Source organism: Paenibacillus terricola (assembly GCF_014779765.1).
In the GTDB taxonomy this organism is placed as follows: domain Bacteria; phylum Bacillota; class Bacilli; order Paenibacillales; family Paenibacillaceae; genus Paenibacillus_T; species Paenibacillus_T terricola.
The window spans coordinates 603,567-619,578 of sequence record NZ_JACXZA010000005.1; the positions used below are offsets into that span (position 1 = coordinate 603,567).

Sequence of the window (16,012 nt, forward strand, 5' to 3'; positions counted from 1 at the left end):
GTCGAAGTAACCCTTCCTAACGCCTCAACGATTCATGTCGTCTCCGCCTTGCGGCCTCGACTTCACAACCTGATTGTCTCCGAATTCCACCTTCGCGAACAGGGCGTAAGTATGGCGAGACAAGGTGAAATTTCTGCCGCCTACCTTTAAACGGTGCAGTAAATTTCATTCCGGAGAAATCCAAGCCTAGTATTAGGTGAAACATATACTTTCTTGGATTCAATAAAAACTTTCCATTTCCCCCAGTTGACGGGCTTGTTACAATGGAGCCATTACACTTAAAGCCCGGACAGAACGAGGAGGAGTGGACAGTGGCTAGAGAAAGCTTTGACAAAGAGGTGCAGCTGCTTCGACTGCTGGCGCTCGCAGGCGGCGCCTATAACCGCCAGCAATTCGCAGCGCGGCTCGGTATCTCCGTACATACTTACGACAAGACGATGCGCTATCTGAAAGAAATGTTAAGCTCGCTCAAGCAGCCACTGTCTCCCGAGCAGGAGACGGAGTTATCCGAAGGGCTTCGCTACAATTACTATGAATCGGCTGACCCGCTGCTGCTGTTCCTCTTCCGCGCCAAGTCGCTGAAGGAATCGGAGAGCGTGCGACTCGCCGTTATATTGACCGCCTTGCAGGAGCAATCCCTAACCGCGAAAGAACTGCTCGACTGCTGCAGCGAGACGATGCCGACCGACTATGCAAGCCCTGACGAGAAAACGATCCGCGGCGATCTCAAATACCTAGAGGAAGTCGGCGTCATCGTCCGCGCTTCAGAGAGTCGTCCCTACCGCTACACGGCGGCGAACGGATTGATCAACGAGCTGTCGGATGACGAACTGCTTGATCTATATGATTTCGTCGACGTGATGGCGAATACGCAGGTGCCTTCCGTACAGGGTTATCTGCTTCGCGATACGCTGAAGAAGGCATTACGGAAGCGCGGCTTCGATTCAGCGGTAGCTGAGACGCATCTATATAAGTACCACTACCACTCGCGTATTCTCGATGAAGCGCATCTGCACACGATACACCGCGCGATCCGCGAGCGGCGCTGGGTGCATTTTATATACCATGCCCCTCGCAAAGGGAAAAACTACTCGGCTAAGAACACGAATCCGCTGTTCGAGCGTGAAGAGCAGAACGAACCACAACCCCTCCTACCGATTCGCGTTATCTATGACCACCAATACGGGCGTTGGTACCTGATCGGACATACGAAGCGGAATGCAATTGCGAAATATCGCATGGAAGGCATTACGCAGATCGAGGAAGGCGAGGCCGCTTCCGAAGAAGAGTTTGAGCGGCATTTGAGCACAGTCGAGCGGCAGATGGCGCACAGCTGGGTCGTGGATACGCTGCGGCCGATTAAGGTTGTGGCGAGATTTTTTAATCCGCCTGGTCCTAACTTCATTCGGGATCGTGTCGAAGCGCAGGGCCAATGGGGGACGATTACAGAGGAATCCGACGAATCGTTCCTCTACGAGATTATGGTCAACGGTATTTATGAGATTAAACCGTGGCTTAGAAGTTTCGGTTCCAGCTGCGAGGTGCTTCAGCCGGCATGGCTGCGTAAGGAGTTTATTGCGGAGTGGAAGGAGATTCAGGCCCATTATGAACCCGTTCGAGAAAATATTTAATTACCAGATGCTCTCGCGGCTCGATGAGTCGAACGCCTTCGCGCTGACCGCACAAGAGCGCACTTGGCTGAAGACACTGCTTGCTGATCCGTCAGCGGTCAATGCCTTCACCTCGGATACACTCGGTAAACTGCACGGACTGCTCGCGGAAGAAGCCTCGACCGATATTCGCGGCATCATTATCGAGAAAGCCAAAAGCCGGGAGAAACATGTGTACCACCCGCTGCTGCGCCCCTTAAGGCGTATCATTGCGCAAGGTCACGGCTGCCATATCTCGTACCGGCTCAAAAACGGCGACAAGCGGCATCAGTTCGGCCTTCCGCTCAAGCTCGAATACAGCATGGTGAAACGGGAATGGTACTTGCTCTGGTACAGCACACGCGGCCGCATGCTGATGGCGACCAAACTGGTCAATTTGATCTCGGCTGATGCGGTTGAACTGACCGCTGAACGAACAGCATCACTCCACAGCCGCGCCGCCGAATTGCTCGATAAACGCAAGCAGCATGCCGTCATCGAGGTGATTCGCATGTACAACGAGGAGCTGTCCCGCATCCTCTATGCGTTCTCATGCTTCGACAAGACGGTCAGTTATGACGAGCAGGCTGATCGGTATCATATTCACGTTACGTATCCCGCTGATGAAGGCGAGTATTTGCTATCTAAGATCCGTTTTCTAGGTCTTCGCATTCGTGTCACGGAAGACGATTACTTGAAGCGGCGTATGCTAGAGTCTTCATCCAAGGCGCTTGCGCGGTATGGAATTGGAGCCGAGAGAGACGATGGCGATACCTCGTCCTCAATGGGGAAATAAGCGTGGCTGAACTAACTCAGCCGCGCTTTATTTTTGACTGTATGACTTCTTCTTATTTTTATAATCCGAATAATCATTACAATCACTAACAGCAGCAATAGTCCTAGGTACAGATAGAACTTCGCGTCATTATCTCCCCAGCGGCTCACGACTTGGATGAGATTCGAAGCAATTAGAATAAAGCCGAAAAAGAACATGCCGTAGTTATTCATCCTCTACCCCCTATAAATTGCAGTGAAATTCTAACGAACGGTAGGAAGATTATAAACGAGACTCGCATATCTGTAAAATTAACCCATGAGTTAGAATCTGTTACACTCATGTCGACCGAACTTAACCAACTTGCAAATATGAAAAATGGCCCTCTAAACTTCGTTGTGTGCAAATATGCAAAAAGCCTCATCCACATCATGGATGAAGGCTCTATTTTGTCGAATATGCGCTACGTTTGGCTCTGTGCGTACAGATAAGCGACAACCCCTGCGACAGCGAGGCAGGCTAGCACAAAGAATGTAATTTTCCAAGGACTGCGCGGTACGCGTCCCGATACACTGCCGGTCTCGCCGTTCACCATGTAGCGGTATGTCTTATTGTTATAGCGATAGTTCGCATTCCACACCGGCAGCAGGATGTGCTTATAGGTCTGATCATAGTAGGTCGTGTCGATGCTTAGATGACGAATCTCGTCGCCGCCGATTCGATGACGAATCTCACCGTTCAATTCCCCATCGATTCGTGATTTCGCTTCGCGCCAGCCATCCTTGAGCGAGACGGAATACCGTTCCGCGATAAATCCGCTTAAGTACTCCGGCTTATAAGGCGCAAGCTGCTCCAGTCGATAATCATTCAATTTGCGAAGCAGCGCGCCGTCGTACTGCCCGGAGGCGGGAATCAGCACATCGTTGAAGAAATGCTCATGCGTGCCGCTCGTCCAATGCCATACCGTATAACGGACCTGCACCGTGTAAGTCTCTGTCTTGCCGTTAACGACACGCGTCCGCGTCTCCGTCCGGTAATGGTATACGCCAACCTCGGCTGAATAGGAGGACGTCGTCTCGCTGTCGAACGTCCAGAACGGCACGTAGATGCCATTCAGATTGGAACTGACCGACTGCTTCTTGAACGCATTCGGAATGAACCAGCGTTTCTTCCGCCAAGCATTGAACGATGCCGTCGCCTGCTCCTTCGAAATATGGAACGGAATGACCGATTCGGGCCGGATACTGCCCGGATTGCCCTGCGGCAGCACCTTGGGCGAACCGCAGAAGCCGCATACCGCAGCCGTCTGACCTGCGGGAAGCAGCATCTCGCCGCCGCAGTTGCCGCACTTGATCACCTGCTGCTCCGTCCCCCAATCCTTCAGCGCATCATTGTCTTCATCGGTAAAATCAAGCTCGTACTCCGTCGGCTCATCGCCCCCTGTTCGGCCCTCGATCGGTTTCTCGCTGCCGCAATAACGGCATTTGAGCGTTTGGCTCGCCGTATCGAACTGCATCTGGCCGCCGCAGCTCGGGCACGGAAAAGTCGCTATCGGCTCCTTCGCCGTTGCCGGCTCATGTTCTCCCATGTCGAGCCACCTCTACACTTTCGTGCCGCAGCCGGAGCAGAACTTCGCTCCCGGTTGAAGCTCGCCGCCGCATTCGGAGCAGAACTTGCGAACCGGACGAGCCGCACCGCACTCTGGGCAAAATTTATCGTTCGCGCTGAGCGTATGGCTGCAGCTGCCGCATTTTTCGCCGCTTCCACTCTGCGTGGGCTGCGATTGCTGCGACTGTTGCTGCTGCCCTGCCTGCGATCCCGCCGCGCCATTAGCCGGTTGCTGCTGCTGTGCAGCGCCATTCATCATCTGATTGATCATCTGCCCCATTGCCATGCCAGCGCCTAGTCCTGCACCAGTACCTGCAAGGCCGCCGCTCGGATTGTTCGCCGCATCGCGGATCGACTCCGCCGTCTGGAACTTCATATATTGGTCGAGATTGCCGACGATGTTCATCGAAGAACGCTTGTCGATCATCTTCTCCACTTCATCCGGCAGCGAGATATTCTCGATGACGAAGCCCATCAGCGCCAGTCCGATCGCATCGAACTGAGGCGCCAGCTTTTGAGCCGTCTGCTTGCTTAATTCATCATAATGCATGGCCAGGTCAATGACCGGAATAGCCGATTCCGCTATCAGGTCGCTGACTGCCGACACGATCATCGTTTTGAAGAAACCGCCGATCTGATCTGCGTTGAAGCTTGTATGTGAACCAAGCATGCCCTTCATGAATGCTGCAGGATCATATACTTTGAACGAGTAGTTACCGAAGCCGCGCGCTCGGACGATACCGAACTCTTGGTCACGCATAATAACCGGATTCGTCGTGCCCCACTTCTGGTCCGTAATCATTGTCGTCTTCACGAAATAAATATCTGCCTTGAACGGCGAGTTGAATCCATGCTTCCAGGAGCGAAGCGCCGTTAGAATCGGCATGTTCTGCGTGCTCAGCTCATAACGGCCCGGTGCGAATACGTCAGCGATCGTACCCTCGTTGAGAAAAATCGCCGCCTGTCCTTCGCGAACTGTCAGCTGCGCGCCCATCTTGATGGCATTATCATAAGCAGGAAAACGATACACGAGCGATTCGGTATCCTCCACCCATTCGATTACTTCAACAAACTGGCCTCTAAGAAATGAAAACAGTCCCATCGATAAGCCTCCTTCACGTGCTTCCAATATCTTTTAATTATGAGATAACCTCCACCGAAGTTCAATAGGGTATGATTGTCCATGTTCAAACAAGAAGAGGCAGTCCTACGGGACAGCCTCTTCTGTATGTATGCATTAACTACTGAATGGCTTCTGCGATAAGTTCCGCGTAGAACTTGGCACCCTCCTGATTAAGATGAACGCCGTCTTTTCTGAAGTAATGATCTTTCCCTTGACTTGATGAATACCAGTCTACAAGAACAGCATTCGAATAATCAGCAGTGACTTTCTTAAGCGTCGAATTAACGGTATCTTGCCACTTCCTTGGAACACGAGTATTTACCAGTATGATTTGTTGAGCTTCACCTAGCGAGGAAAGCAATTTCCGCAGCTCTTTGGAGTTAAATGCCCCGTTCGTACCCAGTTCAATGATGACATGACTGCCGAGCCTTCCGCTTGCCTTAAGCTGGTCGACAACCTCTTGCGCTTGCGACATTTGTCTTCCTACTTTCCCGTTTACTCGAATGCCAGGAAGATTCCCTTCTAAATATGGCGCGGCATCAAGGATAACGGAATCACCAATAGCCGTAATCCCTTTACCGGTTTGTTCCTTGTTAACAGAGGCATCCTTGATCAGATCGTCAGGACTAGGTGTTGTTGGCGGTTCACTATGTGTTGAAATGTCGGACTGGTCCTTCATAGTTGGAGCAGCAGTTTCGGAGTTCGGTTGAACTGAAACTGTTGAATCCGCAATACTCCCGCATGCTATAGACAACAGTACAAGTGAGCCTATCGTGATCATCATCAGGAGACGACGGTAATTCAGCTTCAGATTCATGTTGAAAATCCCCTTTAGTTTTCCTAATGCACCATTGCGTATTGGATGTTCGATATATCTCCATGATAAAGCCGCAAGAAGAAGACTAGCCCCTAATTGGATAATAAAAAGATAAACATTCGGCGAATTCGTATCCATCGTCGGACTGGTTAGAATGATAACCGGATAATGCCAAATATAAAGACTATAGGATCGCACGCCGATCCAGCGCAAGGGACCACAGCCCATGAGTCTTGCAAGGCGACTCGCTGGATGGGCAAGTACGGCGATTACAACGGCAGAGATGATAGATAACAATACGAGTCCGCCATGATAAAGATAGTCGCCATATTCATTTGTTCGCCACATCATAAAAATGATGATTGATAACCCGATCCCTCCGAACACATCCATAACCGTTCGAGATTTCCGCGATATATTTGCAGCCAAGCTCTGACTTGGCCAAATTACTGCGAGAGCGGCTCCGATTAGCAGCGCAAATGCTCTGGTGTCAGTCCCGTAGTAGACTCGACTTGGATCCATTCCAGGCATGTAGATCATCGCCATCGTTAATGCCGAAACAGCTGCACCTGCGAGTATGATGAAATATACTTTGCTTCTGTGGGGAACCAAGCGCAAAAGAAGAATGACCACTAATGGCCATATAAGGTAGAACTGCTCTTCAACTGCCAAAGACCAGAGATGTCCGATAGGAGACGGTGGGCCGAAGCTTTCGAAATACGATACGTTATGAAATATTAGCCACCAGTTGTTGAAATAAAGGGCTGATGAAAGAAAATCGCCTTTTAATGCGATTAATCGGTTAATGTCGAAAAAGGCTAACCACAGTGCAACAAATACTAGCATTGTGATCATAGCCGGCAGCAAGCGTCGGGCTCGTCTTATCCAAAAATCTTTAAGATCGAGCCGTTTGCTTCGTTTCCACTGAGAGATTAGCTGATCCATGATCAGGTAACCGGACAAAACAAAAAAAACACCAACGCCCAGCAGGCCTCCGGAAGCCCATTTGAAGTTGAAATGATACGCGATGACCGCCATTACAGAAACCGCTCTGAGTCCATCCAATCCTGGCATGTAACGCTTATTGCCGGATAGTGGCTCATTCAAGCGTTGACTTCTATTGTTGTTGTGATGAAATGCTTTCAAGATGTCTTTCATTGTCCCAGTCCTCGCCTTAATTTATGTTGCATGGGCAAGACGAACAAGAAGTCCAAAAAGTTTGCAGGTACATTAATCCATGTACGGATCAAAACCCCGGCTCGGAAACTGTCATAGCCAGGGCGTTCAACTTGAAAACGACAACAAACCCAGTACCGGCGCGGTACTAGGTCATTTTTACACAGATACTGTACAGGGCTCCCTTCTCATGGAGAGCCCATATAAGAAACTCAGCTCATCTTACAAATTCGCCAGCTTCAGATCCAACTGCTCGAGTACGAACGGCCATGCCTGTTCGTGACCGCTGCGGGACTCCTCGTCAGGGAAGCCCGCGTGCGTCAGACGCAGATTCGTGCCTGCATCGGTACGTTCGAGCTCGATCCTCACAATCGTCTCGGCACCCTTGGTTCCGCCTGCTCCCGTCACCCATGTCAGCTCAATGAGATGGTCAGGTTCGAGTCGCAGAAAACGTCCATAATGCGGATGGCGATTCGTCTCATGCACCGTTTCGAAGAAAAATGCCGTATCTACTTCTCCCTGCATAATGAGCGTTCCTTTCTCAGCGAACCAGCAGTCAAACCGCTTCGTCCACGCGAGATAGATTCGCTCTGGCGATGCCTCCATATGACGTTCAACAGTCAGTTGAAATGGCCTAGCCGATAAATCGGGTATCGTAACTGGCTCCATCGGTTGCTATCCCCTTCCTTATGATGCGATTGGATGAATAAGCGATAATTCCGGCATGCTGCTCTTCATATGCTTCATCGTTGCTTTGAACTGCTTGTTTGCCTGAGCAAGCTCGCTGTTCTTCGTCTGCTCCAGCGGCGTAATCCGATAATCTTTCCAATTGCTGAAATAGACGTACGTTGGCATAAAACCGGGATTCGTTAATTCAATAGTGGACTGTCCGCCTACTGTTGTTTTAACCACATCGATGTACCCGATACCACCAATTTGCTTCTTCGTTCCTTCTTGGGATGAAATATAGTTGCCCAGCGAGAACCATACGAACGTCTTATGACCGTCTTGACCCTCTACCCATTGCGGCGGCTGCAGCACATGCGGATGGTTGCCAATTACGAGATCGACGCCAAGATCGGCGAGCTGCTGAGCCAATTGCTGCTGCTGCTTGTTCGGGAAATCTTGATACTCCGTTCCCCAGTGCATAGCCACTACAACGACATCCGATATTTGCTTCGCCTGCTTCACGTCAGCTTCAATCTTCTGCATGTCGATCAGATTGACCAGGTAGTCCTTTCCCTTAGGAATAGGAATACCATTCGTTCCATACGTGTAGGCGAGCACAGAGAATGTGATGTCATTCCGGGTTATGGTCCGAATATGGGATTGATCCTCTTCATTCTTGTAGGCGCCTGTATAAGGCATGTCTAGTTCATCCCAATGCTTCAGCGCATTCTGGATCGCTTTCTCCCCGCGGTCCAATGTATGGTTATTCGCAACAGTGACGAAGTCCACGCCTACATCCTTCAATGTATCGCCTACTTCAAAAGGACTGTTGAAGGACGGATAGGTCGATAATCCAATCTTCTTCCCGCCAATCATCGACTCTTGATTCGCGATGAGCAAGTCGGGCTGCAGCATCGTGTTCTTCACCAGCTTGAAAACAGAGCTGAAGTCATAGGTCCCATCCTTCTGCTCGGCTTCCCGATATATCGGACGATGAATAAGCACATCACCGATCGCGGCAATCGTAACGCTTGTTACGACAGAATCCGGCTCAATCGGCGTTACCGCTTCCGTGTCATTGTCGGTTCCTGATGTCGGCTCCTTGCCGGAGTCGACCGCCGTCTGCCCAGTATCAGACGTACTGGTATCAGGCTTATTGGTCTCATCAGGCGTTGTTTCATTCACTGCTGTATCATCTGCTGCTGAAGCATCCATTTTTGAAGCGCCTTGTCCCGCTCCACTCAGCGGTTCCGTTACGACAACAGGCGGCGCAGCGGTTTGCATTTGCGGCTTTAATAGGCCTACCTGCATCGAGCAGCCGGTAAGAATTAGAACCAATAGCAATATTGGTGCAGGATAACGATAACGATAACGAACAGCATTCTCTCTATGAATTGCAATAACCCCCTATCATCTCCTCTATAATTCTAGCTGAAGCGACATTATCCTTTCTTTGTGCGTTCTAGCAACAAAAAACCACAATCTGGTCGATTGTGGTTCAAGGGCCCTTCCTATGCGGCTATATTCAGATATTAATACTATCTCTTATGAAAGATAGAAAACAAGATCCGGTGAAACGTCCAGCTTACCGTTCGTTACTGTAACGCTTGTATTCAGCGAGACAGAGAAGTAATCGCCCAGAACTTGCTCGTAAGTTACGCGATAAGTGCCATCTGGAATAAAGAGATCGTATTTGCCTTGCTCGACCCAAGCGGAATACGACGACGTGGAATTCCTGAAGTAAATATAACCGCCAGAGACAGGATCGCCCTCATTCGTGCTTGCTGAGCCATGAATATTCACAGCAGGCTTCGAGATTTGCAGGATCGTCTCGGGTTTTCCATTCGCTACAGTAAAAATCTTATTCACTTTAAAATTTTGCCGGGTCGACGAATCGTAATAGCCTTCCCATTGATATTGGCCATCAGGCAAATAGATCGCATATTTTCCGCCTGGTGCTCCCTCTACATAACATTCTTTGCTCTGTCCGTTCTCGTCCAACAAACAAATTCCCAGGTTTCCGTATGTCAACTCGCTTTCACCCTCTACTTGTCCCTTGAAGTTAGGAGGGTATGCCACGATATTAAGCGATGTGACATTGCCGTTCTCATCAATCGAGAAATGATGGAGAATGTCCAGATCTACTTTGCCGCCGTTGCTCAAGGTCAAATAATTAAAGTTATACTCGCCCGGCTCGTAAAAGTCGAGGTAGCCTACGCCATTGCGAATACTGACAGAAACAGTACCATGCGAGGTGTAAAAGGATACGGTGGCCGCAGCAATCGGCGCCCCGGTCCAATCGAGCAAGGTGACTTTGTAGCCTGCTTGAGATGGAGACAACTTGAAGAAAGATGTCTGGCCTGCGGTAACCGTGAACGGTTCGCGAGGATCGACCTTCTGAATGTCTTCCGATTGCATGTCGCGATAGCCTACGAATTGATAGGTTTGCGGGTTGACGCTGATTCGATAAAACCCGCTGCGAATCGGCGCTTCATAGGTACCGTCAGTCGTCGCATCCTTGAGGATCACGACGCCTTGAGCGATTGCCTGCCCGTCAATATCGTCGACAAATCCGTAGATGACAGCCTGGGTGCCCGGCGATCGAAGATCGACCCTGTGTTCCGAAGGCCCATAAACGACGTCATAGCCCAGCGCGTTGCCGAACAACCGGATAGGCAGATACGAACTCTGTTTGACAATGACTGGTGGTGTTGCAGTGGACATGGATATGTCATTGATGGTGAAGTCCGTCTTATTGGGCTCCAAGACAATCTTAGTATCGGCGCGGGTGATCACAATCTGTTTGCCAGTAAACATAACCTTGGCACCGACAGACTCCATGGCTGCCCGAAGCGGGATATAGACGGAACCTTGTATGACTAGAGGAGCCGTTTCTATTCTTGTGTCGTCGATATACAAAGAAAGCTTCACATCCGTGCTAGACTTGCTGCTTGCGGCGGATACCGGGACTGCTAATGTTAGAAATAAGCAGATGCTGATAAGAAGCCATTTCATTCCTCACATTCTCCTTTATTGAGCTCGAATCTATTGCTAATTCATCTCTTAATCTGTACCCAGATGAATTATATACCAACATAAAAAGGAAAAATAGGGAGATTATCAGAATTAATAGCATCACACAAGGTAGGGTAGGTTTCGCTGGCCCATAATCTTTGTTATAAAAAATAGAAATGACGATTCAAGGAAGACCATCCCTGAACCGTCATTTCTTAACCCCGATACTGCAGCGTCACGGTGTACACTGTGCCATTATAGCTATAACTATAACGAGAGATGTTGCCTCCCCCGAAGACGACTTCCCGCATATCCTCCTGCACGTCGCCTTCATAATCGACACGGAAGGTAACGGATTCCGAACGAGAGGCAATAGCGGCATTCAGACGCGCTTTCATTTCATCTGCGCTTCTCACAACAAGCCCCTTCGAGTCATAATAGTTAGCCGCTGTTGCTGTAGCAGATGGGAAATCCCCCATCTCCCATTTGTGATTCTTGGCCAGCTGCTCATCCGTTACGTTGAAATAGGCGTACACCGTACGGCCTTCAACGTTAGGCACCGGATCATCCCAAGTGACATCTAAGTTATAGTAGTCGCCGTCAATTTCCACTTTGTTCCACGCATGGCCGCCGCCGTTCGCTGTCCCTGTTACGATCTGCGAATCAATGCCCGCAAGCTCAAGCATGAGATGTGCTGCGTAAGCATAACCTTGGCATACCGCCGTTCCTTTGAAGAAGACGCCATAAGCACTGTAAGAATCGGCTGGGATCGTATCCTTCAAATAATTATCGTAGTCATATGCGGTATGCAGCACGATGTAATCGTGAATGGCGAGTTCCTTATCGAATTCGGACATCTCCGGCTTAATAATCTCTTTATTGATGCGCAATGCTTCATCATAGATTTTCTTCGTACGGCTATCCTGGATGATGAGTTGCTTGCTGCGCTGCTCCACCGCATCCAGCAGTTCATACTCGTTATTGATATAAGATGGCCCCTGTTCCTTCACAATACGGTTAGCCAGGACGAAAATCTGCTCGCGCGTCACGTTTGCTTTCGGCTGAAATTGCAGCCCGCTCTTCGTATCCGCTCCTTGCATAATGCCCGCTCCTGCGAGTTTACTGACAGCCTCGACAGCCCAGCTTGCAATGGAGCCTGCGTCGACGAATGAAGCCGCCTTATCCCCGCTGATCCCGTCTTGCAGCCCCGCCTTAACGAGGGTATTGTACAGCATGACCGCTAACTGCTCTCTTGTCACTGCTGCATCCGGCGAGAACTTACCCGCACCTGTTCCTCCGATAATGCCAAGTGCTGAGGCTTTCAGCACATCGGCATCTTTGGTGTCCTTGAACGGATTCGATGCTGCCGCAGGCACCTTGCTGTTCGTTAATCTCTCGTACAGTCGAACGATGACACCGCTCAACTCCGCGCGGGTAATCTTGTTCTGGAAGTTGCCCCATAGCATGTTCGGGATAAGCCCGATTTGCTGCGCCTCGTAGGTATCATCCATCGCCCACCCGCTTGGGCTATAAGATGCTGCCGATACGACAGCAGGCGCCTGAAGCAGCGCAGCCGCACACATCATGGCCGCTGTAGCGCCAGCAAGCTTACGTCTAATGGAGCGCGAAGGGACTCCTGTATTGGCATTACGACTCAACGGATTCATCCTTCTCGAGCTATGTTGTTGTGAATGAGTATTAATAATTCGCAAGACCTAATCTCCTTTAATTTGGAATACCTTTCCTCATATATCGGAAGAACCACTCCGAATCTAAAGCTGCAGCACAAATAACCCCTCGACCTCATGCGGTCCAGGGGTATAGAATAACATCTCTATTACGAAGTATATCCAAGCACGCCGATTACGCCGAAGACAATGGCCGCCATCGCCAGCAGGATCATAACGTATTGGGTAGTGATGAACATGGAGCGGTATTCGTTCTGAAAAGCTTGCAGATCCTCCTCAGACTCGCTGTTGCCATTATTGTAGTATTGCGATTCCTGGGCAATAAAGCTGCCTACACGCTTTCTCGTTCGGACATAAACAATTAGATAAGCGAATCCGCTTAAGGCAGAGATCATTAACGCGAGCTTGGACATACTGTATGTCACGGGTTAGCCTCCACGAATCAAATTTGCTCCCATGTACTTATTTTCCCATCTGGAAAACATTAGTATACTAACGCATCCAAATTGGTCTACCCATCGTCTTCTTCATCTTGCAACAAATGACTAAGCGCCTGCTCGCATGCCATCGCTGTCTGCCATCGCCCATCCAGAAGTCCGCGAATGAATGACTTCACATTCGTATCCAGCGTCAGTTCTTGTTCCCAGCTCAGCTCCTCCCGCCCTTCATCGGGCTCATAGCCGGCATACATCAGGAACAAGAACAGATGCCCTAGTCCATGCAGATCACTAGTCGTCTCCGGTGCACGCATCCGCTGCTTCACCGCTTCCCAACCATCGGCGAAGCCGATCGGCTCCTGCTCCTTCGATATCCCAGTCGCCCCTTCTGCCTGCGGCTCTTCTCCGATCCGACAGGCTAGACCGTAATCGATCAGATAGATGCGTTCGCCGCATACCACCACGTTCGGTATACGAACATCCCGGTGAACGAAACCGGCAGCATGCAGATGCCCAATCGGCTGCAGCAGCTCGCGCACAATCCGAAGCGCCTGCCATTGCGTATAAGTCCTGCCCTGCTCGGTCATCGAACGTTCTAGATCTTCTCCCTCGATGAACGCCATAACAAGCGCAGACTCCCGGCGATGCACAACCTCGCCAAGCCAGCTTGGTATTTGCGGATGACGAAGCGCCTGCATCACATCGCTCTCGCGTCGCAGCAGTCTCTGCCCGACCTCTCGCTTGCTCGGTTTGCTCCGCTTTAACAGTACCGTACTTCCCGTCTGTTGATCCGTACAACGATAAGCCTGACCATAGCTGCCCTCGCCAATATATTGTTCAATCCGATATCGGCCAGCCCACACCATTCCTTGGCGGAGCGGATAGTCCATCCAATAAAGCTGTCTCTGCTTCCACCACGCCCAGAGTCGTGCCACCATCCGATCGCCTCCTTGGTCTCACATACGATGCGCAGGGTGTGTCGGTTTCTCTTCCATCTCGTGCTGATGCACACATTAGGCGCATAGAGCCGAAACCTCATGAGGGGTCGAACGTATGAAAGGGTACATTCAGATTCACAGCTTTCTCGAATCGATTAGGAGGTCTCTCACATGTTAAGACATTTGGTGAATCGGCTTCTCGGATCATTAACGGGCCACAAACATGGCAAACACGGTCACTACGGACAGCAAGGTCACTACGGTTATCCTCATCATAGTCACAGCAGCAGCGACTATAAGAAGGGCAATTACTACCCGCCTCAGAATAAGAACTACGGCCATGGCATCTATAAAAAGAAACACGGCAGCTATAGCAGCTAATCGTAAAATAAAGCCTTGAATGAAACCGCGCACGCCGCGCTTCATTCAAGGCTTTATTGTTAAACACGCTCTACACCTCTTAGCTGAGCCGGCAGCAGCGAGGCTGCCAAGTCTTCAATACATTAAGCTAATCCGTGGCCATACGCGTACTGCTCCGTTATCGTAACGGGAAGCTTGCCTAACGGCCTAGCTTCTCCAGCAAGAACTTTCGCCAGCGCCTCCATCATAATCGGCCGGTTCTCGTAGCAGGCCAGATAGCCATGTACTTTCGGGAACTGGTTCAGATCGTACGGATTGCGCAGTGCTGCGACAACGACCTTCACGCCGTCTCTAGCAAGCAGTCCGTTCACAAGCGCGGTCTGACCGGTGGAGAAGGACGCGTTATACGTGCCGACCACCACCTGTGCATATCCGGCACTTGCTTGCAGCGCCTGCTCAATTTCCTCTTGTGTCGGCTCCGTTCCGATGACATGTTCCACAACTGTGCCATTATAGGCACGAAGCGCGCTGCCGATCGTCACATTCTGAGCAATGATCTCGTCGACCTCCGTATTCGTCCGTACTTCCGGCCAAATGACGAACGTCGGTACACCCTTCTGCAGCGGCACGGCCTGGTTCTCGTTGCGCACCAGCGTTACACTGTGCTCCGCCGCTTCACGCGCCACCGCGAGATGCGTCTCGGATCCAATAGCGGCGTCGTCTCCGATCACGCTGCTGCCGGCCTGCCCGCGGCGGAGCTTCAACTCGACAATTCGGCGCACCGATTGATCGATCCGTTCCTCGGTAAGCTCGCCGCTAGCGACGGCCGCATGAATCGCTTCGAATGCCTCAAGCTGCCGATCCAACCGATGGCTGACTAATACAAGATCAACACCCGCTTGAAGTGACATGACAGCGCCCTTGCCAATGCCGACCGTCTCCGAGATCGCCTTCATCTCTAAGCAGTCTGTAACGATAACGCCGTTATAACCAAGCTCTTCCCGAAGCAATCCGGTAATAATATTGTTCGACAGCGTAGATGGGACGCCTGAATTCTCATAGGCCGGGAACATCACATGCGCCGTCATGATCGCATCGACACCCGCTTCAATGGCTCTACGGAACGGGACAAGCTCTACTGCATGCAGTCTGTCATGGTCATGCCTTACGACGGGAAGCTCGTGATGAGAATCCGCCGATGTATCGCCATGACCCGGAAAATGCTTCGCGCAAGCCGACACGCCCGACTCTTGATAGCCCTCAATCGCCGCCGCGCCCAGCTCAGCTACCTTCTCTGGGTTCTCTCCGAAGGACCTGACACCGATAACAGGGTTCGCCGGATTGTTGTTCACATCCAGACAAGGTGCGAAGTTCATATTGATGCCCATCTGCAGCAGCTCGTCGGCCGATACTCTTGCCGTACGATAGGCATATTCCAACCTGCCCGTCGCCCCAATAGCCATATTGCCTGGCATCAGCGCAACGTCCTGATCAATTCGCGACACCATGCCGCCCTCTTGGTCGATTGCGATCCAGAGCGGAACGTCCGTCACTTTGCTCGACAACGCTTGAAGCTCAGCCGACAACCTTGCAACCTCGCTGCTTGGGCCAACATTGCGTCGGAAATAAATAATGCCGCCAAGCTTATAATCTTGAATCAGCTGCTTAATGCCTTCCGTTGGCGTTGTACCGTCGAATCCACACATGACGATCTGGCCGATTTTGTCCCGCAAGCTCCACGTCGATAAGTCCACCAT

14 protein-coding genes are annotated in these 16,012 nt (G+C 50.8%); 3 read left to right on the forward strand and 11 right to left on the reverse strand.

Going from position 1 to position 16,012, the window contains the following annotated elements; genetic code table 11:
• Positions 1-311 precede the first annotated feature (311 nt).
• Complete coding sequence (locus H8B09_RS21475) at positions 312-1,631, forward strand: helix-turn-helix transcriptional regulator (RefSeq protein ID WP_191205594.1); 1,320 nt, start codon at positions 312-314, stop codon at positions 1,629-1,631.
• Complete coding sequence (locus H8B09_RS21480) at positions 1,606-2,445, forward strand: WYL domain-containing protein (RefSeq protein ID WP_191205595.1); 840 nt, start codon at positions 1,606-1,608, stop codon at positions 2,443-2,445. Before H8B09_RS21475 ends, H8B09_RS21480 begins: the two co-directional genes overlap by 26 nt.
• An 11-nt stretch (positions 2,446-2,456) precedes the next feature.
• Here the strand turns inward: H8B09_RS21480 and H8B09_RS21485 are convergent, their stop codons facing one another.
• The 10 genes from H8B09_RS21485 to H8B09_RS21530 all read right to left on the reverse strand — a co-directional run bounded on the left by H8B09_RS21485 (position 2,457) and on the right by H8B09_RS21530 (position 13,895).
• Positions 2,457-2,657: a hypothetical protein gene (locus H8B09_RS21485; protein WP_191205596.1), complete on the reverse strand. Its 201-nt coding sequence runs from the start codon at positions 2,655-2,657 to the stop codon at positions 2,457-2,459.
• 230 nt (positions 2,658-2,887) lie between these two features.
• A complete protein-coding gene (locus H8B09_RS21490; protein WP_191205597.1) occupies positions 2,888-4,012 on the reverse strand; it encodes a TFIIB-type zinc ribbon-containing protein in 1,125 nt (374 codons plus the stop codon).
• A 12-nt stretch (positions 4,013-4,024) separates the two neighbouring features.
• A complete protein-coding gene (locus tag H8B09_RS21495) occupies positions 4,025-5,134 on the reverse strand; it encodes an SPFH domain-containing protein (RefSeq protein WP_191205598.1) in 1,110 nt (369 codons plus the stop codon).
• 139 nt (positions 5,135-5,273) lie between these two features.
• Entirely contained in the window at positions 5,274-7,130 is a 1,857-nt protein-coding gene (locus H8B09_RS21500) for an acyltransferase family protein (protein WP_191205599.1), read from the reverse strand.
• A gap of 240 nt (positions 7,131-7,370) precedes the next feature.
• Positions 7,371-7,817: an SRPBCC family protein gene (locus tag H8B09_RS21505; RefSeq protein WP_191205600.1), complete on the reverse strand. Its 447-nt coding sequence runs from the start codon at positions 7,815-7,817 to the stop codon at positions 7,371-7,373.
• A gap of 18 nt (positions 7,818-7,835) precedes the next feature.
• Entirely contained in the window at positions 7,836-9,155 is a 1,320-nt protein-coding gene (locus tag H8B09_RS21510) for a CapA family protein (RefSeq protein WP_224753839.1), read from the reverse strand.
• A gap of 207 nt (positions 9,156-9,362) precedes the next feature.
• Positions 9,363-10,832: a copper amine oxidase N-terminal domain-containing protein gene (locus H8B09_RS21515; RefSeq protein ID WP_191205602.1), complete on the reverse strand. Its 1,470-nt coding sequence runs from the start codon at positions 10,830-10,832 to the stop codon at positions 9,363-9,365.
• Between the two features lie 215 nt (positions 10,833-11,047).
• Complete coding sequence (locus tag H8B09_RS21520; protein WP_191205603.1) at positions 11,048-12,490, reverse strand: S-layer homology domain-containing protein; 1,443 nt, start codon at positions 12,488-12,490, stop codon at positions 11,048-11,050.
• A 179-nt stretch (positions 12,491-12,669) separates the two neighbouring features.
• On the reverse strand, positions 12,670-12,945 hold the full coding sequence (locus H8B09_RS21525; protein WP_191205604.1) for a hypothetical protein: 276 nt from the start codon (positions 12,943-12,945) through the stop codon (positions 12,670-12,672).
• Between the two features lie 86 nt (positions 12,946-13,031).
• On the reverse strand, positions 13,032-13,895 hold the full coding sequence (locus tag H8B09_RS21530; RefSeq protein WP_191205605.1) for a serine/threonine protein kinase: 864 nt from the start codon (positions 13,893-13,895) through the stop codon (positions 13,032-13,034).
• A 171-nt stretch (positions 13,896-14,066) separates the two neighbouring features.
• On the opposite strand from H8B09_RS21530, the gene H8B09_RS21535 reads away from it, so the two are divergent.
• Positions 14,067-14,276, forward strand: coding sequence for a hypothetical protein (locus tag H8B09_RS21535; protein WP_191205606.1), 210 nt, complete (start codon positions 14,067-14,069; stop codon positions 14,274-14,276).
• Positions 14,277-14,398: 122 nt separating this feature from the next.
• Here H8B09_RS21535 and nagZ read toward each other — a convergent pair whose 3' ends face one another.
• Positions 14,399-16,012, reverse strand: coding sequence for a beta-N-acetylhexosaminidase (nagZ, locus tag H8B09_RS21540; protein ID WP_191205607.1), 1,614 nt, complete (start codon positions 16,010-16,012; stop codon positions 14,399-14,401).